Raw genomic sequence first — 20,609 nt, 5'->3', positions numbered from 1 at the left:
AGTGGAAGTAGGATTTGAATTGGATTATATTCCTCATTACTCTATTCAGAAAAAATGGAATATAGGGATCATCGGATCTGGATTTATTATTCAGGAATGTCATTTGCCTGCTTATCAAAATGCGGGTTATCACGTTAGTGGCATTGCTTCACGCTCGTATGAGAATGCCAAAAAAGTAGCTGAACAATTCAATCTGCCAAGAGCTTATTCTTCAGTGGAAGAATTGCTGAGCGACCCTAATATCGATGTAGTTGATATTGCGATTCCGCCTCATTTGCAAAAAGATATTGTTCGTGAGGTAGCAAAACATGGTAAACATGTTTTGCTGCAAAAACCGATGGCAACGAATTACGCGGATGCCAAAGAAATCGTAGATATTTGCGAAAAAGCAGGGATTACCCTATTAGTTAACCAAAATGGACGTTTCGATCCGGCCATCAGGGCTGCCAAAGATATCATCGATAAAGGTTATATCGGTAAACCTGTTTTGGCCACGATTCAATTGAGATTTAAGCCGCATTGGCAGCCCTATCAAAAAGAATATGAAAGACTCATGTTCCTGTTCATGAGCATTCATCATTTAGATCAATTCCGTTATTGGTTTGGCACGCCGGATCGTATCTATGCTAGTGCGGCACCACATCCTGGCAATGAATATAAAGGGGAATATCTCGGTGCATATCACTTAGAGTATGATTCAGGCTTTCTGGCAACTGCAGTGGATGACGGATTTACTTGGGATTCGCCTGATTTTGGAGTCTATTACAAGATTGAGGGTACTGAGGGTGTTATCAAATTAAACGTGGGCTGGCCTACGAGTGGACCTAGTAAAATGAAATTTTATGCAAAACAACTTGGAGATGTTTGGTATGCTCCGAATTTATCAGGCAGCTGGTTCCCGGGTGCATTTGAGTACACGATGGCGGAGATGTTGTCTTCTTTAGAGAGCGGGATTGAATCATCGATTAGTGGACGAAATAATCTGGAAACCATGGCCATGGTTGAGGCGTGTTATCTTTCCAGTCAGCAAAAGCGTGCGATTACAATTAAAGATATTATAGCACACGACTACCGATAAATTTGGAGGAGATCCGGATGCGTTTTGAAGATAAAGTGGTTGTCATTATTGGTGGAACAAGTGGAATTGGGTTAGAAACAGCATATCAATTTGCAGCTGAAGGTGCAGCAGTTGTGATTACGGGTCGCAGTCAAGATAAGACTAGGGAGAAAGCAGAAGAAATAAGAGGAAAAGCAGTGTACCCGGATCGTATTGTCCCTATTTCCGGGGATGCGACGAAGTCAGCAGATGTTCAATCTATATTTGATCAAACGATGCAGCAGTTTGGCAAAGTTGACATTTTAGTTCATGTTGCAGGTATCAGCGGACGGAAATTTGGAGACGGACCACTGGATGAATGTACGGAAAACGGTTGGGATGTGGTGATGGAATCCAACGTAAAAAGTGTATATTTAACCAACCATGCAGCATTGGGAATTATGAAAGAGCAAAACTACGGATCCATCGTGAACATTTCTTCGGTCTTAGGGATGGTAGGAGCAAGAGAACACTTTGTAACACATGCTTATGCTGCAAGCCGCGGTGCTGTTATACAATTAAGCCGCTCAGCTGCAGTCTATTATTCAAAGCATAATATACGCATTAATGTCGTATGTCCAGGATTATTAGATACTCCGATGTCACAAAGAGCTGCTACGGATACCGTAATACGGGAAGCTTTGACAAAATTACAGCCATTAGAACCACATATTGGATACCCGGATGATGTAGCGCAAGCCATCTTATTTATGGCGTCTGACGATGCTAAATTTATGACAGGGGTAGCCTTACCTGTAGATGGTGGCTGGACTGCACAATAATTAACATCTTCTATTAAGAATACTTGAATCCGATTTGATATTTACATGATAAGGGACTGAGTGCCATGCTTTATTTCATTGGGATCGATTTAGGAGGAACGAATATAAAGGCAGTAGCTATTGATAAACAGGGTACTGTCCTAATTGAGAGAAAGACGCTCACGAATGCACATCTGGGCAAAGAAGAAGTAATCAAAAGGATCGCTGATCTTATTTTGGAAGTGAAAATGGCATTTAAATACCCGGTTTCAGCTGTGGGAGTAACAATTCCTGGGGTTATCAATATGAAAGAAGGCACGGTCGAACTTTTGCCTAACTTTCCAGATCAGTGGAAAGGTGTTGTTTTAGGAACGATTCTAACAGACATCATTAAGCTTCCTGTTTATATCTTAAATGATGCGAGAGCCGCTACATATAGTGAGAAGAAATTTGGTGTTGCCCGAGATTACGATCACTTTGTCAGCTTGATTTTTGGTACTGGCGTTGGTGGCGGAATTGTTCACGATGGTCAATTGTTGTTGGGAAGCAGGGGAGCTGCTGGTGAACTTGGGCATCAAGTCGTCGTTCCAAATGGCATGCTGTGTGGTTGTGGGAATAGAGGTTGTTTAGAAACTGTCGCAAGTGGTCCTGCAATTGCAACAGCGGCGCATCGCTATATTAAACAAGGGATTGCTACAAGGATGCGCACCATGATTCAAGGTGATTTAAACCAAATCACACCTGAAATTGTCGATCAGGCCGCGCGTGAAGGAGATGAAGCAGCACTAGAAATATTTAAATCCGTGGCTGCTTATATATGTAATGCTATTTTAAATTTAAAAGCGATCCTTAACCCTGAGGCCGTTATTTTGGGTGGTGGCGTAGCCCAATCAGAGATCTTAGTACAGATGATTCAAGAAGGATTGGATCAAAATAAAGTACTATTCCCTGACTCCGTAGGTGAAATACACATTTTACAATCGAAATTTCATGATTTATCAGGTGCTATCGGGGCAGGTGCATGGGCCATTTATTTAACTGAAAAAAATATGTCGTATATAGAAGATTGAAACAGAAGTTCATTTTTTCCATATTGTTTAAGAATGAAAGGTAACCGTCTTTAAAATTGGCGGTTATTTTTTTGTCAAAATTAATATGCAACATCCTGCATATTCACAAATTTGCAAAAAAGGTTATACTGGTATATGCGTCTTAAAAAACATACATGAATTGTACATCAGGAGGATATGGATGGGACAAACAGAGGGATCATTACAAAAAAAATTAAAACCTAGACATATCAGTTTTATGGCTATGGGCGGCGTGATCGGAACCGGAATTTTTAAAGGAAGTGCTGAAACGATCGGACTGGCTGGTCCGGGGGTTATCGTGTCCTATGTATTTGCAGGATTGCTGCTGCTAGTCGTTATGGCTGCCATGACAGAAATGGCGACTGTATATCCAAATCGGAATATGAAGGATTTTGTCCGAGAAGCTTTCGGAGAAAAGGTCTCATTCACTATGGGTTGGATGTACTGCTTTATGTGGTTGTCAGTATGTGTTATAGAGGTTATAGCTGCGGGCAGCTTTCTGCAATATTGGTTCTCAGATGCACCGTTATGGTTGCTAAGTCTGGCCTGTGCCGCCTTTATTATTATCATCAATTTGATGAGCGTAGGTACCTTTGGAGAATTTGAATTTTGGCTGGCGGGAATTAAAATTGCCATGATTATCATTTTTATCGTGTTGGGTGGATGTCTGATATTCGGTATTATTCCAAGTGACAATACGCCTTATTTGCAAAATTTCACGAATTCCGGAGGGTTTTTTCCGAATGGCTGGACTTCAGTAATATCTGCAATGCTTGTCGTAATGTTCTCCTACGGTGGGTCCGAGCTGATTGGATTAACGCTTAATGAAACGGAGAATGCTGAACGTTTATTACCCAAGGTAGTTAGTAATTTTATTTTGCGAATCATTCTGTTTTTCACCCTGCCGATTCTGGTTATCTGCGGTTTAATTCCATGGAATCAGTTGGGATCGGAGAGCAGTCCATTCGTACAAGTGCTTTCAGCGACCGGGCTGTCGGGCGCAGCACATATTATGAATTTTATCCTGATCACGGCTGTTCTATCGGCGGCCAATTCTGGGATTTATGGGGCATCACGAATGTTATATTCCATGGCTGCAGCAGGAGAAGCACCTAAATCGCTAGCCAAGACGAACCGGAAGGGTAGTCCGGTAAATACGCTTTTGCTGTGTGCGGTCATTTTGCTTGCCGGCTCTTTGTTGGGACTAATCGCACAAGATCAGCTTTTCCGTATATTGATGGCTGTTCCGGGATTCGTTGTAATTCTGGTTTGGATTTGTATCGCTTTGTCCCAGCTGAAGCTGCGCAAGCAATATCCTGTGAAGCCAACCTTCAAAGTTTGGGGATATCCTTATGTAACAGGATTTGTAGTTTTGTGTCTCGCTGTTATTGCAACCTTGTTCCTGTTAGACAGTCAGAACCGAATCAGCATAGGGACTTGCCTTGCAGTCCTGCTTATCCTGATCGTAACGTCTTTTATCAAATTCCGTTCCAACCACGTTGGAAATCGGGATGGGAACGCACGTTCCGAAAAGTAGTTGACATTCCATATCGTTCGAATATATACTATTATCAAATCGAAAGAGTGCGGGAGAAGCACCTCGCAGGATTGGCTATCAAGCCTTTCTTGTGGGGTGCTTTTTTGCGTTTCTTTTGAAGATCATATGAGATTAGGGAGATGATTGATTTGTTGCAAAGAAGAAGTACAAATAACCGATATAAGATCGGTCTAGTAGTTCTAATTTTAAGTTTCTTGCTGCTCTTGGTTAGACCATCATTTGTAGAAGCTTCAGATACGGGGTGGGACGGTGCGTTAACAACCATTGATCAATTGCATGACAGCTTTTCCGCTTTAGAGTTAACCAACAAACAGAACAAGCAGCAAATTCAGGTACTGCGCAAGCAGAACAATGAGAAGTTAAAAGAAATCAATATTCAAGTACAGCTCATAGACAAGGTGAAGCTCGACAAGTTGAAAACGGAAGCAGACAAAAGTCAGAAAAAATACGCACCGCTACTTGCGGAATACACGGATCTTAGTAAGAAAACAACAGAAGCCAGGAAACGCAAAGATCATAAATCTGTTCTTCTGTTCGAACTCAAGCGTAACCGTATGAAGGCTTCTGTTCATGCGGCACGACAGGAGATCATGTTGAAAAAGGATGCGTTAACAGCTGCGCAGAAGCAGGCTACCGCAAAATCCAAAATTGTAAAAGATATTTTAGTACCGGTGCAATCGATTAAAAAACAAATTACAGCTGAGAACAAAAAAATAACAGATTTCAATAAACAAAGAATTGCGGCAGATAAACGTTATAAAGCAGCTGTCAAGCAGGGGGATGCCGTGGAGGCAGCTTCAGAATTGAGATTAATCGTTGGAGCTCTTAGTCAAATTCATGCATCACAGAATAAAATATACGAATGGGAAACGATGATTCGGAGTGCCATTTATGCTGCAGAGGCCAAGCTTCCGAAATAAAGGCATTGTTGGGACTATACTCAGTTCCAGTTCTGCTTGCGGAACGCGTTTGGCGTTAAACCCGTTTCGATCTTGAACGTATGGAAGAAATGCGAGAGATCGCCAAAGCCGACGGCGGATGCAATCTCGGTCACGGAGAGTGACGTATCCATGAGCAGCCGTTTAGCTTGATTAATGCGATAAATCGTTAAATAGCGGTTTAAGGAGTGACCGGTTGCTTGCTTGAAATGATCGTACATATGTGAGCGGGAGACATTAAACCGTTCATGCAAACAGCTGACTTCGATCGAGTCGGCATAATGCGCAGTCAAATATTGTAAAATACGCTCCGCTAAATGAAATGCTCCGTTCTCATTGTTGTTTGTATCCGGGGGACAATATTGTTCCCTCGCTAGGGTGACGAATAATTTGGTAAGCAGATGGTGCATAGCAGCCTCGTAAAAATCCGGTTTATCGGCAAGCTCACGAGCAAGCTGTACCAACAGCTCTCGGATTGTAGCCATTTTCCCTGCTGATAACCGCCAGTAGGGTTGCGGTTCGGCAAGCAGGGTGCGTACGCAACTACCGATTCCGAACAAGTTGTCGAACGACTTCTGCACATAATGTTCGTCCAACGATAGAACGACACGATGAATGGACTTTGTTCCAACGACGGATGGCCAATGCAATACATATGGCTTTATGATGGCAAAGGCCCCAGGCAGCAAGGAGTACATGCGATCGGCGACGAGCAGCTTGCCATGACCCTCCATACAAAAATAAAGCTCGTAGCCCCGATGCGCATGCATCTTGCTCTGGCCAATCATGTCGTCGCGGAAATGACAATGGACAGGGAACTTGTCCAAGAATTGATTCGTCGTGTCATCCAATTGATAGTCGAAAGAGATATCGCGTGAACCCATGTGATCTGGTCTCCTGTTCCAAAATGAATGGTGTGCCGTAAGTAAGGATATTTTAACACGGTTCATTCAAAAGATCTCCCGAAATTGTGGAAAATTCCCCATAATTTCTGAACAAGGAGCCAAGTTTTGTTAACCCAAAACCTATACATTATAGGAAGAGCATCTTTGAAGGGAATTTCTGAAAGGTGTCAATCTTGATTTAGGGAGATGGCCTATATGAAGGGGAATAATGAACTAGCGGGTTGGGCGGAACGCGTCTATCACCGGATGATCGATAAGGCGGAGAATAACTGGGGAATGAATATGGAAAGCTGGGATTGGGTACCGGGAGTTGGCGTGATCTCGATCCTGGCTTACGGCCAGCTGGCGGGTAATCAAGGAGCAATTGAATATTTGCTGCAATGGACAGAACGCAATAAGCATTTGAGTGAACAAGTGAAGGTAATCAATTCGATGGCGCCGTATGCGATTTTCCCTGATCTATATCGACTCAGCGGCGACCAATGGTATTTGGAAACTGCGATCAAAATCGGTGATTGGATGTTGACGGAAGCACCGCGAACACGGGAAGGCGCCTTTGAGCATACCGTTACGGAAAATGTCCATTTTTCCGAACAAGTATGGGCGGATACATTGTTCATGGCTGTACTCTTTTTGGCCAGACTTGCAAAGTTAACTGGAGATAGCAAATATGCGAAAGAAGCGGAATTCCAATTGCTTGTCCATTTACGGTTGCTACAGGATACGCATACGGGTGTGTTGTTCCATGGCTGGAATTGTGCAGAAGGGAATCATATGTCCTCAGCCCGTTGGACTCGCGCCAATGCATGGGTCATACTGGCAACTCCCTGGATTGCTGAGGAGATCAGTAACCTGATCCCATTTTCCGATGAAATTGTAGAACGATATCAGCAACTAGCAGCAGGACTACTGCATTATCAAGGGGAACATGGCATGTGGAGTACAGTTATGGATCAACCTGAATTTTACGCAGAGACATCAGGGAGTGCAGGCATCGCGGCGGGTTGGTTAGCGGGAATGCGAATGGGTTGGCTGGATGTTACATACAAGGAGGCCGTTGATCTGACTTTGCAAGGCGTTATGGAGCGAATCGAACCCGATGGAACGGTACAAGGCGTATCCGGAGGAACTCCAGTTATGCCGAGCATTTCGGCTTATGAAGAAATTCCGTGCAATCCGACACTCTATGGGCAAGGGTTGACTCTTATTTTGTTATCGCTAGCGCAAGTAGAAATCGGAGGATCCTATGGCTAATGTACTGCTTACGTTCCCTGAAGGTAAGCATAAAGTTCTTACGATGAGCTATGATGACGGAAGAACAGCCGATAAACGATTGGTTAGCCTATTTAATAAGCATGGAATCAAAGGGACTTTCCATCTGAATTCGGGCCTAGCCGGACATCACGATCGAATACCGTTGGAAGAAGTCAGGGAGGTTTATCGAGGTCACGAAATTTCCGCACATACGGTGACGCATCCGACACTAACCAGATGTGTGAAAGAGCAAATCGTAGGTGAGATTATCGAAGATAGGAAGGCACTAGAGAGCATCACAGGTTACCCGGTCAGAGGGTTCTCCTATCCCAACGGTTCATTCAACCGCCAAATCAAAGATATACTTCCGTATCTAGGAATTGAATATGCCAGAACAGTTTTGAGTCATGGGGACTTTCGCATGCCAGATGATTTCATGGAGTGGAACCCGACTTGCCATCATAATCGGAATCTGCTGGAGCTGACCGAGACATTTAAGCAATTAAATCGAAGACAGCATCTCTATATGATGTATGTTTGGGGACACAGCTACGAGTTCGATCAGGACAACAACTGGGAGTTGATCGAGAACTTTTGTGCATCGGTTAGCCATCGCGAAGACATTTGGTATGCCACAAATATGGAGATTGTCGATTACATGAAAGGATATCAAGATCTTCGATTTTCCGCTTCGATGGATCTTGTGTATAACCCCTCTTATCATTCGATATGGCTTGAAGTCCATGGTACAGCAGTTGAAGCGAAGGGCGGCTGTCATACGAAGCTGGTATAGTAAACGATGGATGTCAGTCTGCCCACTGATTTCGATAAGTTAACGGTTAAAATAACGTATATGCAACAAAGATATATTCCCTTTTGTCCATAAACGCTCTCTAATGAAGCGGGATTTATGGTTCAGAAGGGATTTTTTTCCTATCAAATAGATATTCATGGATTTCATAGAATGATATAGTAAATTCACGATAGAGTTAACCACTCTGTATAGACTACTTATGGAGGGATATTCAATGCGCTTGAGTATTTCTGGAAAAGCCATGATCATTTATGGATCGATTTTTATCGCAATTATTATCCTTACCTTTGGTTTGTCTTATTTCGGAACGGTAGGGCGTCTGCAGAAGGATCTGAAAGATACGCATATCGCGTTGTTGAAGCAGATCGATACTAAGATCGAAATTGTGTTTCGCTCAACAGAGAAAGATTTGCTGAACTTGTCACAGGAGCTTGAGTACGTGTATTTTATGTATGATAGCTTCGATGATGCCTCACAAAAATATGCAAATTTCTTCGGTTTGTCGAACAAATTGAAAACCATGGTGCATGCCAACGATCAATTGTCCTCCCTCTTTGTTTACTCGCATACGAGTGGCGACGTTTTAACGGATAAGACGTTTATCAAGAAAAACGCATCAGAAGATAACTGGCTAGGAAGCTACATTGAAATGGAAGGTTATTCGAAGTGGATTGCGACGCACAAGGTATGGGATGGGGAAAAAATGCAGGATGTCGTTACGCTGATACGTCCCTATCCGTTAATTAGTAGCCCGGGTTATCGGAAGGGGCTTGTTGCCGTCAATATTAATGAGGATGTACTCTACCGAATGATTAGTGATGTGTTCGAAGGCAATCAAGAGGGTATACATACATTCATCATCGACGACAAAGGGAACATCGTGACGCATGATGACAAATCGCAATTATATAAAAACATGACGGACATTCCTTACATCCATCGGATATTAGGTGAAAAGGGAAGCGGACAATTCGCAACCGAATCGAACGGGGGCAAGCAATCCGTTTTTTATACCATGTCCAATTATACGGGCTGGAGAATTGTTAGTGTGATCCCAGAAACCCAGCTGTACCAGCCGCTAGAATCGATTCGAAATCTGATGATCGCGATTGTCATCCTGATGGTTGTACTGGCGCTATCTGTTCTATTCTACGTGAACCGTCGGACCTTTAAACCGCTGGATCGTTTGGCTAGCAAAATGTCTGGCGCGTTCAAGCCGACGAAGCCGGGGCAGGCCGTTAGACTTGATTATTTGGAGACGGTGTTCGACCAAATGTTTATGGATCGCGAACAGTTGGAGCAGCGAGTTCGGGATTCAAAGCCGATTCTGAAGTGGAGAATTGTGATGGATATGTTAACGGGGTATCGAACAGAATATGAGTCCGTAAGTCGGCATTTAGAATTTACGGGGTTTCCATTCTTTCCGAACATGTTTGTCGTCTGCACGGCCGAGATTGAGAAGGAAGGGTTCATTAGCTCCAAGGATGAAACACTATATACGTATGTGCTATGTAATGTCGCTGAAGAATTGATCAATATGGAAACCGCTGGTGTTGCCATTGATTTAGGCTCGGGATGTGCTGCGATCATTTTTAGTTTTGCGGAAGGGGATGTGGAACAGAACCATCTGCAGGCTCTGACGATCCTTGAACTGGTTCTGGATATCATGAAGCATCAGTTCGGACTTCTGGTAACGGCCGGTGTAGGCAGATGCTACCGTGACATGAAGGATATTCCAAAATCGTATGACGAATCGCAAAAGGCGCTGCAATATCGAATGGTGATCGGCAGTCATGCCGTTATTTCATTTGAGGATTTGATCGGATCGGATAATCAGGATTATTACCGGATCATCAAGATGACGGATCGCATTATCGAAGCCCTCAGGAATACGGAGGTTAGCAAAATCCAACAGAATGTAGCGCTCATGTACCAGGAGGCCGTTGGAGACGGTTTGTCACCGGAACTGATTCGGCATCTTTCCTATGAACTGGTGATGAAATCGTTGCAGGCCATTGCTGCGACGGGCATCGATACGGACGAAATACTAGATAGCATGGGCAACCTTCACGAAAGAATCAATCGCTGTCATGGTTGGCAGGAAATAAAGCAAATCGTGCTGAACGTGCTGGAGCAGATGGCGAAGAAAGTGGAGGATAAGCGCGTGCAGCGGGGCAGCAATAAATTGATCGAGAAAATGTTGGCCTATATCGAAGCTCATTATAGAGAGAGTGAATTTTCTCTTGCCCAGTTGGCGGCCAAGTTCGAGCTGAGTCCGACGTACATTAGTAAATTGTTCAAAGAGCATACAGAGAAAAACTTCATTGATTATTTGATCGAAACGCGAATCAATGCTTCGAAAGAACTGCTAACGGATAAGCATCGTAAAATCAACGATATTGCAGAAGAGGTTGGATACACGAATACGCGAAGTTTTCTACGGGCTTTTAAAAAATATACAGGGATGACGCCGTCGGAACATCGAGAATGGGTGCTGGATTCAAATCCCGAAATCGCGATGGAATAAGCGTCATGCTGCTAAATCATACATAAATACACCGATCACATAAAATGTGACCTGGTATTTTGTAAGAAATGTCACTTAACGTATAACGCGTCTCTTTCCAGTCTTGGCTTCCTTTCCTACAATTTAAATCGTAGCACACATCAGTAGCATGTCATGCTGCGAAAGGGTGAAGCGATATGATGCGAAAGGATGAGGCAATATGAAGGGGAGGATAGCGACAGCGGAATCGCAAACCGGATCGCATGTCGTACGAAACGGACCATCCAGGCGGTCGATCTGGAGAAGAATGTTGCAGGATAAACATTTATACGTAATGCTTTTGCCTGTCATCGGTTTTTATTTACTATTTAAATACGTACCGGTCGTCGGAGAAATCATTGCTTTCAAAGATTACAGGTTCGCGGACGGTGTATTCGGAAGTCAATGGGTTGGATTTAAGCATTTTCAAATGATATTCCAAAGTCCGGATTTTTGGAGGATCTTAAGAAACACGCTCGTTCTTAATCTGTATAGCCTTGTGTTCGGTTTTCCCATCCCGATTATACTAGCGCTGCTGTTAAATGAAGTACGCCGGAACTGGTATAAACGGATCGTGCAAAATATGCTGTACATCCCCCACTTCATGTCGTGGGCGGTGCTTGGTGGCATTGTAATTGCTGCGTTATCGCCGAGTACAGGGATCGTAAATCTTATTCTTAAGAAAATAACGGGCGGGGAAACCATCTATTTCATGGCGGATTCGTTCTGGTGGCCGGTCGCCTATACGATATCAGGGATTTGGCGGGAAGCAGGTTGGGGAACAATTCTGTATCTGGCAGCCATGGCTTCGATTGACCCACAGCTCTATGAAGCAGCCAAAATCGACGGCGCCGCCAAGCTGCGGCAAATCTGGCATATTACATTGCCCGGCATCCGCGGTACGATTGCGATTTTGCTCATTCTCAGGATGGGACAAATGATGGACGTAGGATTGGAGCAAACCCTTATCCTCCAGAATAACTCCGTACTGGATGTTGCCGATGTCATTAGTACTTATGTATACAGGGTGGGGTTGCAAAACATGAACTACAGCTACACGACTGCCATCGGTTTGTTCCAATCGGTCATTGGCGTGATTCTCGTTCTCGGTGTCAATCGACTGATCCGACTTTTCGGGGAACGGGGGCTATGGTAATCCGATGAACCTAACGAAAAGAGGAATCTCAAATAAAATCGTATTGGTAAGCGCTTACGCATTCCTTGGCTGTATTTCGTTGTTAACCTTGTTTCCGTTCTGGTACGAAATTGTGGCATCTTTCAGCAGCAGTAGGGCGATTACGTCCGGCGAAGTGTTTTTGTGGCCGATCGAATTCAATACCGTTGCTTATCGGCGGCTATTTGACGACGGTCAACTCATCATGGCGATGGGGAATACGATTGTCGTTACGATTGTCGGAACCGCACTTAACGTGATCATGACGATTATGGCGGCGTATCCACTCTCAAGAAAAAGACTTGTAGGACGGAATGGGCTGCTGGTGTTCATTACGATTTCGATGCTGTTTGTCGCAGGATTGATTCCGAATTTTATTTTGATTAAGTCGCTCGGGCTTATGAATTCATATTGGGCGATTTGGCTTCCGGGATTGATCAGTACGTATAACATGTTTGTGATGAAGACGTTCATGGAAGGGCTGCCAGAGGAAATTGAGGAGTCTGCATCCATCGACGGTGCGGGGGATTGGCGGATACTTCTGCAAATCTATATGCCGCTGTGCAAGCCGATTTTGGCGGCGTTGTCCTTGTTCTATGCCGTCGCCTGGTGGAACAGCTACTTCAACGTATTACTGTATATCACGGAATCGACGAAGTTGACCGTCATGGTAAAGCTGTACCAGATGGTCAGTCAGGTGGATAACAATCTTTTGAACAATATCGGAGGAAACGAGGCGTTGGAGCAGATTCTTCTGACACCAGAGGCACTGAAGGCGGCTGCCGTCGTTATAGTCGTTACGCCGATCCTGTGTATTTATCCGTTCCTCCAGAAGCATTTTGTTAAAGGCGTTCTCATTGGGTCGGTCAAGGGCTGACGGCTGATATCACAGGGCCGAAGGCTCTTGATATAGATCAATATTGATAAGGGGATGAAACGATGAACAAGCTGAAACACGCAGGAAAATCCACTCTTACCGCCATGATGGTTCTCACGATGTCTGTGACGTTACTTGCCGCATGCGGCTCGAACAAGTCTGCGTCGGAGCAACCTAGTGGCACACCCGGCACTTCTAACACGGTTAGTGAGGGCACAAAGAAAGAAATCAGCGTTTCGATGTTTGATCGCGGTAAAGTACCGACAGAGGAAGGAACTTACGAAAATAATCGTTGGACGAAGTGGATTAATGAGCACTCACCTGTCCATGTGAAATGGATTCCCGTTGCGCGGAATCAGGCACAGCCTAAGCTGAACGCTTTGATTGCAGCAGGCGAAGCACCCGATCTGATATGGGAATACGATCGAAATTACATCAGTCAATTGGCGAATCAAGGCGCAATTCAACCGATTGGCGATTATATCGACAAATACAGTACAACGTACAAAGCGTATCTGGAGAAGCATCCCGAGTTGCAGCCGTACTTGAAGTTTAACGGGAAAGTATATGCGGTTTCGTTCGCACGGGAAACGCTTGCCAATCACGGGATGTGGATCCGTCAAGACTGGCTGGATAAGCTTGGTCTGAAGGTGCCAACAACGGTGGAAGAGTTTATCGATGTTGCCCACAAGTTCAAGGACGGGGACCCGGACGGCAATGGTCAAGCAGATACCGTGCCGATTGCGTTAAGTGCAAGTTCTAACTCCATTGATCAAGCTATCTTTTTTACAAGTGAGAACCAGTGGTATGTAGAGGATGGTAAACTGCAATTTGGAAGAACGCTCGATCGGTATGTGGATACGCTAACCTTCCAAAAGAAGCTCTTCGACGAAGGATTGATTGATCAGGAATATATTACGGACAATAATTTCCAGCGTTCAGTCCAACTGCTGACAACAGGCAAAGCAGGCATCTACCTTGGAAATTGGGATATCGAAGAATTGAATAATAACTTGATAAAAAATGATCCAAACGCAAAAATGGTACCCCTTGAATCGTTCAGCAGCAAATACGGCAAAAACGGATTGTATCAAGAGGCGCCGCCAAGCGTATTTACCGCATTCAACAGCAAGATGAATGAAGAGCAAATCAAATCGGCGATCCAATTTATCGATTGGATGCTGCAGGATGGTTGGGTGCCGCTCAAGTATGGCGAAGAAAACGTCCACTTTAACATGGTCGACGGCGTCCGCCAAAAAACCGACCCAGACAAATTTAAGAAGGAAGTTTCCTATGCTGCTGAATATGCGATTATGATCGATAATGTGTTACGGCCGGAAACGTTCCTGGCTATGGCAGCAAAAGATGAGGTTTCTCAAAACTATGCCAAGGAGAAAGGGAAATCCCTGGAGTTGGTCATGAAAAACAAATACCGCAGAGATATCCCGTTTAGCCCGGATTTCCCTGAATTGACCCAATTAATAGCGACATTTAATCCGATCGCTCAACAGATTGAAGCGAAAGTCGTGACGGGAGGCAGTTCCATGACACCTGAACAAGGGCTGAGCGAGTTACGGAAGGAATGGAAGCGCCTTGGCGGTGAAAATGTGGAGAAGCTGGCGCAAGAATGGTATGACACCAATAAAAACAACTTGAAATAATAGAGGACCCGGTAGGTGTGCTTCTGAATTCCAAAAGGTCCAGAAGCATATCGCAACCAGGTATGATAAGGAGGAGATATGCTCATGTCTAGCATGAAGTACGGAAGTGTACAGGAAGAGGAAACGCTGTGGCTCCCTTTTTTAAAGAAATCGTTAGAGCAGAAGCATGCGAACTACAATGAGGAGATCAGGATGCTTCGCACACCGTTTACGAGTCCTGGTTACCATACGACGATTAAAGAAGCGGAATACGTTCACCCGATCAGGGAATCGCTTGACTACGCCCTAGTTATTCTGGATTGCGGTGAGAAGCAGTATGAAGACCGGGCAATCGAGATTGTAAGAAACATTCTATCCCTTCAAGATCAGCAGCCGGATTCACCGACATTTGGCATATGGTCATGGTATTGGGAGGAGCCGCTTGCCAAGATGTCTCCGCCAGATTGGAATTGGGCAGATTTCATCGGCAAACGTTTGCTCCAAGTTTTGATTCGACATGGTAACCGGCTCCCGGCCGATCTGCAACAATTAACAAGTCAAGCGATCTGCAATAGCTGTGAAGCTATCATCAAACGAAACGTCGGACCTGATTACACGAATATTTCGATCATGGGGGCATTCGTTACGCTGATCGCGGGAGAATGGTTGGAAAACCGCAGCTATTTCGATTATGGTATGGAACGACTGAAGCGGTTGTACGATTATTCGATGCAAACCGGGGCTTTCTTGGAATATAATAGCCCGGCCTATAGTACGGTGGCGATTCTAGAATTATCCGCGTTAGTAACATACTCGCAAACGGAAGAGGCAAAGCGGTTGGCGAACGAGCTGCTAGATGCTACCTGGCTCATGGTTGCCGAGCATTTCCACCCTTTGCTGAAGCAGTGGTCTGGACCCCATGCCCGCTCGTATAATACGTTGCTGGCTCCATCACATTTATCATTTCTTCAAATGGCCTGTAGAGGTGAAATATCGTTTATGCGTGACGAGCATTTCGTATACGGAATGGACTGGTACGTGCAAGGTGTAGTCTGTCCTAGGCATCTGTATGGGTTGTTTACTAACATCGGTGTGCGGGAGCTGCGGCAGGATTTGCCTCCTTATCATGAGTTTCGGACGCGGACGGCGTATACGTATATGACCCCTGAATTTTCGCTAGGGACGTTCAATCACAATGTCATGTGGAACCAGTGCCGAAATCTGCTGGGTTATGTTCACACAGGGGATGAAGAACATAGTTATATCCAGCTTCGGGTTTTGCATGATGGTTATGATTTCTGTACGGCGGTGTATACAAGTCAGCAGGAGCAAGCTTCCGTTCTGTACGGCATCCAGTTTGCACTGGACGGCGGGGATACTCACGTGAATTTGGATCCCATCCATGGACGGATGACGGCGTCGGATCTGCGAATCCGGATTGAAATTGGAAGTTCTGGTAAAGTACCAGCATGGAAGCAAATCGGTGAAGATACGTTCCAAACGCTGCTTGGGAAGACGATGTTATCGGTGAAGGCTTTGTATGGTGCGATGGATGGATTCAGCAAATTCCGCTGGGAAATTGTTGAGGACGGTTCGATTATGGGGTTGGACTATATTCTGTATGAAGGAGACCCCGCAGAGATCGATTTCCATGCTATGGAGGAAGCATTGTTTTTGTTCGCTTTGACGCTTTCGGAACCTAGTGATTGCTCTGGAATCGGAACAGCAGTAACTTCATCGGAGCATGCCGTTCAAGCGTCACTGGAAACACCCGAACAAGCAGTCACGTTGACACTTACGAAAAAGCCAGCTGAGCGGGTCGTTTTATTTCATAGTTAGGAATTAGGGAAGATAAAAGATCACATCATAAAAAGTTTTCTGTCCTCGGGCAGAAAAGCTGTAAAAGAATTGCAGACGTTTGAAAACGATTTCATTAAATTCGGAGCACGTGAGATTTTACGAAGGAGGAACATTTGGTGAGTTTACAAGTGAATCGGCAACGATATGCCAAAACGAGTGTAGCAAGTCTGCTCTGTTTGACGCTATTATTCACAAGTTTAATTGGGGCCGTTCCGCGACAGGCTTCAGCTTTGTCAAGTCCTGAGATTCTGCCGTTGATAACGGAGCAGAAGATATATCCGTCAGATGATACCTATGTCAACGCTGGCACGAATGCGGATAAAAATTATGGAGATGGTGTGTCCCTGTTAGTAAAGAAAAACGCCGTGGATTTAACACGGGAGAGTCTGTTGAAATTTGAGCTTGGCTCCGCGATCGAAGACATCGGTTCAGCTGTGCTGTATGTATACGCATCAACGAATGACGGAGGCGGAACGACAGTGACGAACGAGGTGTATAGCACGACCTCGGAACCGTGGAGCGAAACGACAGCGACCTGGAATAATAAACCCGGGGTCCAAGATTATCTGCAGTCGTTTACCGTGAATCGAACACCCCATTGGTATGCGCTGGATGTGACCTCTTACGTGAAAGGACAGTCTGCGGCGGAAAAAGATGCAAGTTTCTTGATCCGTCAATATGTGCAGTACGGACTTAACGTGACCATAAACAGCAAAGAAAATGCCGTCAACAAACCTTATCTTCAAATTACCAAATCCAGAATGAGTCCGGATGCGCCGGATTGGGGCGCTTCTCCTCAAGTGACGATAACCCATGCAGGAGAAGACGAGATGGGTGTGAGTTGGACATCAGCTGTTGACGCAGACGCTTACAAGGTGTACGTCAATGGTGTGGTGGCTACTTCGGTAAGTGGCAGCACTTACGACTATACGTTAACCGGCTTGACTGTAGGAGAGTCGTTCACGATTAAGCTGGAGGCCGGGAAAGAAGGAATCTGGAGTTCAGACGGTCCAATCGTTACCGGAAAGACACTGGAAACGAAACTGGTCCAGAATCAGCTCGGAAACGTTTATTGGAGCAACGAAGATCTGAGCATGAAAATCCAGACCGGTAGATCACATGTTTCATGGAAAATCATCGATATATGGGGAGCACTGGTGGCTTCTGGTGTCGTAACACCTCATTACGGAGAAGCCAAGATTCAGTTTCCGTCATCGTTGCTAGGGTATTTTACGCTGGAGGCGTCAGCTGAAGCGGAAAACCGTGATCCTGTTTCCATGGTAACAAGCTTCACAGTCTTGACGCCCTATGATGTTAGCCAAATCAACGATTCTCCGTTTGGCGTCAATACGCATTTTACCTGGACCCCCAAGGGCTGGAGTCCGAGCTTGACGGAGCTGATCGCCAAAGCAGGCATCAAAAACGTAAGGGAAGGCTCGGAATGGGGGTCCGTTGAAAAGCAGAAGGGGGTCTATACCGTTCCCGCTTCGCCTGTAGCGGCAGAGTATATGGATGGTTTGCGGGATAAATCGCTGGATCAGCTCTGGGTTGCGGCCTTTACCAATCCATTCTACGATGCGAACAGCACGCCTTATACGGATGAAGGCAGAGAGGGTTTTGCCAATCATGCGAAGGCGATTCTAGATGCTTATAATGGAGCGGACCCCAGCGTACCGGGTTATAACCGATTTTTGAAGCAAATCGAAGTGTATAACGAGTTTAACATCGGTTTCGGAGATCGTGGAACAGGGCCGGCAGATTCCAAACCTGAATATTATTTTCCGCTCCTGAAGAAAACGTACGAGACCGTTAAAGCTGCGCATCCGGATACGGTTGTTACCGGGATGTCTACGGCCGGTGTCCCCTTGTCTTGGCTGGAGTCTGTCATGCAGCTCGGCGGTCTGAACTATATGGATACACTGTCCATTCATCCGTATGTGTACCCGAAGGATCCCGAAATGATGGTGAAATCGTTCAAAGATGTGAACGATTTGGTTCGAAGATACAACGGTGGGAAGACCATGCCGATCTGGCTTTCGGAGATTGGTTGGCCGACTCATAATACGCTCTCTGGGGTAAGTGAAAAGAAAGCGGCCGATAATTTGGTGCGTGGTTACGTCCTTTCCTTGGCGAATGGCGTTGAGAAAATATATTGGTACGATCTTATGAACGATGGAACTAATAAAACGCTTAACGAAGATAATTTTGGTCTTATTCGCAATAAAGCCGATCTTTTAGGAGCTTACACACCGAAGCCCGTCTTTACGGCTTATGCCGTGATGATCCGTCAATTGTCGGAAGCTGTATTTGATTCCGACCTTTCGCAAACAGGCAGCTATTATCAGTATTTGTTCAAAAAGGGCAGCGAAGATATTCGTATCGCCTGGGCCGTTCAACCGACACCAGTTGTCATTCGTTCGCAGACGCCTGTTCGTATCGTTGACTTTATGGGCAACGAAACCGTCTATACCCCTGTTCAAGGAAAAATTTATGTGACATTGAACGGTGAGGCGGTATACATTCACGGATCCATTGAAGGGATCGAAAAAGACACGACATTCGTACTGACGGGTGAGTCTTCCCTTATCCATGAGGATGCGAAGCTGAAGTTGACCGTTACAAATACGGAGAATGTTCCCTTAACGGGTATACTTGAATTGAACGGGCAACAGGTCTCGTTCGATACTGCGGCTGGTACGGAACAGAACATTACAATTCGAGTGCCGGGTTTGGATCAGGAGGGTAACGTATCTGTCCGCGGAAAGCTCAATTCCACAGCAGGCAATTCGATTGGGTTTGTCTATGCAGATATTCCATTCCGTAATCCAGTTACCGTTGAAGTGAAGCCGTATCTTTCATCAAAGTCTAACGAGGAACCATCTGTTCAAGTCATGGTTGAGAACCATGCAGCCGATTCAACCCTTGCGTTAACCAGGATTGATTGGTCTATCGGTGAATTAAACGGGAAGACCGAGTCAAGGACGATTGCGCCATCCAGTACCGTATCGGAGACCATTCCGTTGCCCGGATTCGTGGAAGGAAAGTCGTATCCCTTGGATATCAACGTCATATTGGAAGGCTATGATCCGATTCCTATCGTTAGCTCCATCGATTTTAATCGCGTAGCATACAGAGGAGGAGCTGCTGAACCCGTTTCGATTGATTTGAGTTCTGGCACGAACAGAATAAAAGCGGGCAGCTACACAGGGCCAGAAGATTTAAGTGGAAGCTTTAATCTGACATGGGATGAGACGAACTTCTATCTGGATGCGGATATTATCGACGACGTATTCCAATATCCATTGGTCGGCCAAGAACTCTACAAAAATGACAGCATCCAGTTCGGCATGGCAGGAGGGATTCCGGGAACCGTCACCTACAATTACGAGTTCGGAATCTCGCTTACACCGCAAGGACCGCAGATTTATTGTTATAATGCGCCGCAAGGGATTCCTCTCGGCATTCATGATAACGGCGACATGGACCTCAAAATTACCCGCGATGAGGACCTTAAGCTAACGAAATATCGGTTGAAAATGCCATGGAGAGAGTTCGAGCCCATAATACCTGCTGAAGGAAATGTAATCAGCTTCTCTATGCTGGTGAATGAGAATGATGAAGGAAGTCGGGATGGCTACATCGAGTGGGGGTCTGGAATCGGCGGATCGAAGGATCCGACGAAATTCCGAGCTATTCTATTAATGGGTTCCGGGGGAATCAGTATCGACAAGACCCCGCCGACGACTGTCGCTTCATTAGAAGGGACGGAACGGAACGGCTGGTATGTAAGCGGGGTTCAGGTAAATCTGAGCGCGACGGATGATAAATCCGGCGTAGCAGAGACTGTATATAGCCTAGACGGCGGTGAGATTTGGCTGCCTTACACGGCACCCCTGACGTTTGAGCTAGACGGTACTCATACCATCAATTATAGGTCAACCGATCAAGCAGGAAATGTCGAAGCGAACCAGACGATCACCTTCCGCATCGATAGGACCGCGCCGACGGCTACGATCGCATACAGCATGACGGAGCCAACTAAACAAGCGGTTATCGCCACGATCACGCCAAGCGAGCCGGTTACGATAACGAACAA

General features: G+C 45.4%; 13 protein-coding genes and 1 pseudogene. 13 read left to right on the top strand and 1 reads right to left on the bottom strand.

Annotated features, from left to right (window positions below; translation table 11 throughout):
- The first annotated feature begins 1 nt into the window (after position 1).
- From BVG16_RS21145 to BVG16_RS21125, 5 genes are all read left to right on the top strand, one after another.
- Entirely contained in the window at positions 2 to 1,078 is a 1,077-nt protein-coding gene (locus BVG16_RS21145; RefSeq protein ID WP_078501191.1) for a Gfo/Idh/MocA family protein, read from the top strand.
- A gap of 17 nt (positions 1,079 to 1,095) precedes the next feature.
- Positions 1,096 to 1,878, top strand: a complete 783-nt coding sequence (locus tag BVG16_RS21140) for an SDR family NAD(P)-dependent oxidoreductase (RefSeq protein WP_078501190.1) — start codon at positions 1,096 to 1,098, stop codon at positions 1,876 to 1,878.
- A 65-nt stretch (positions 1,879 to 1,943) separates the two neighbouring features.
- Positions 1,944 to 2,927 (top strand): ROK family protein, encoded by a 984-nt coding sequence (locus tag BVG16_RS21135; protein ID WP_078501189.1) that lies wholly within the window; start codon positions 1,944 to 1,946, stop codon positions 2,925 to 2,927.
- A gap of 181 nt (positions 2,928 to 3,108) precedes the next feature.
- A complete protein-coding gene (locus BVG16_RS21130; protein ID WP_078501188.1) occupies positions 3,109 to 4,485 on the top strand; it encodes an amino acid permease in 1,377 nt (458 codons plus the stop codon).
- Between the two features lie 149 nt (positions 4,486 to 4,634).
- Complete coding sequence (locus BVG16_RS21125) at positions 4,635 to 5,426, top strand: coiled-coil domain-containing protein 22 (protein WP_233147122.1); 792 nt, start codon at positions 4,635 to 4,637, stop codon at positions 5,424 to 5,426.
- Positions 5,427 to 5,446: 20 nt separating this feature from the next.
- Here the strand turns inward: BVG16_RS21125 and BVG16_RS21120 are convergent, their stop codons facing one another.
- A complete protein-coding gene (locus BVG16_RS21120) occupies positions 5,447 to 6,328 on the bottom strand; it encodes an AraC family transcriptional regulator (RefSeq protein WP_158081743.1) in 882 nt (293 codons plus the stop codon).
- Positions 6,329 to 6,544: 216 nt separating this feature from the next.
- Between BVG16_RS21120 and BVG16_RS21115 the strand changes: the two genes are divergently transcribed.
- The 8 genes and pseudogenes from BVG16_RS21115 to BVG16_RS21080 all read left to right on the top strand — a co-directional run.
- Entirely contained in the window at positions 6,545 to 7,603 is a 1,059-nt protein-coding gene (locus tag BVG16_RS21115) for a glycoside hydrolase family 88/105 protein (protein ID WP_233147121.1), read from the top strand.
- Positions 7,596 to 8,396 (top strand): polysaccharide deacetylase family protein, encoded by an 801-nt coding sequence (locus BVG16_RS21110; RefSeq protein WP_078501184.1) that lies wholly within the window; start codon positions 7,596 to 7,598, stop codon positions 8,394 to 8,396. Before BVG16_RS21115 ends, BVG16_RS21110 begins: the two co-directional genes overlap by 8 nt.
- A 235-nt stretch (positions 8,397 to 8,631) precedes the next feature.
- Positions 8,632 to 10,944 (top strand): helix-turn-helix domain-containing protein, encoded by a 2,313-nt coding sequence (locus BVG16_RS21105; RefSeq protein WP_158081742.1) that lies wholly within the window; start codon positions 8,632 to 8,634, stop codon positions 10,942 to 10,944.
- 199 nt (positions 10,945 to 11,143) lie between these two features.
- Positions 11,144 to 12,118, top strand: coding sequence for an ABC transporter permease (locus tag BVG16_RS21100; protein ID WP_078501182.1), 975 nt, complete (start codon positions 11,144 to 11,146; stop codon positions 12,116 to 12,118).
- A gap of 4 nt (positions 12,119 to 12,122) precedes the next feature.
- The gene (locus BVG16_RS21095) at positions 12,123 to 13,013 is read left to right on the top strand and encodes a carbohydrate ABC transporter permease (RefSeq protein ID WP_078501181.1); all 891 of its coding nucleotides are present in this window, start codon (positions 12,123 to 12,125) and stop codon (positions 13,011 to 13,013) included.
- Between the two features lie 62 nt (positions 13,014 to 13,075).
- Positions 13,076 to 14,674 carry an extracellular solute-binding protein gene (locus tag BVG16_RS21090; protein WP_078501180.1) on the top strand — a complete coding sequence of 533 codons (1,599 nt, stop codon included), beginning with the start codon at positions 13,076 to 13,078 and terminating at the stop codon, positions 14,672 to 14,674.
- Between the two features lie 84 nt (positions 14,675 to 14,758).
- Positions 14,759 to 16,492: a hypothetical protein gene (locus BVG16_RS21085; RefSeq protein ID WP_078501179.1), complete on the top strand. Its 1,734-nt coding sequence runs from the start codon at positions 14,759 to 14,761 to the stop codon at positions 16,490 to 16,492.
- A gap of 137 nt (positions 16,493 to 16,629) precedes the next feature.
- Positions 16,630 to 20,490, top strand: a pseudogene (locus BVG16_RS21080) (CBM96 family carbohydrate-binding protein); the annotation flags it as partial.
- Positions 20,491 to 20,609 lie beyond the last annotated feature (119 nt).

The sequence above is a fragment of the Paenibacillus selenitireducens genome (assembly GCF_002021565.1).
Classification (GTDB): Bacteria; Bacillota; Bacilli; order Paenibacillales; family Paenibacillaceae; genus Paenibacillus_K; species Paenibacillus_K selenitireducens.
This window is presented reverse-complemented; position numbering and strand designations above follow the sequence as displayed.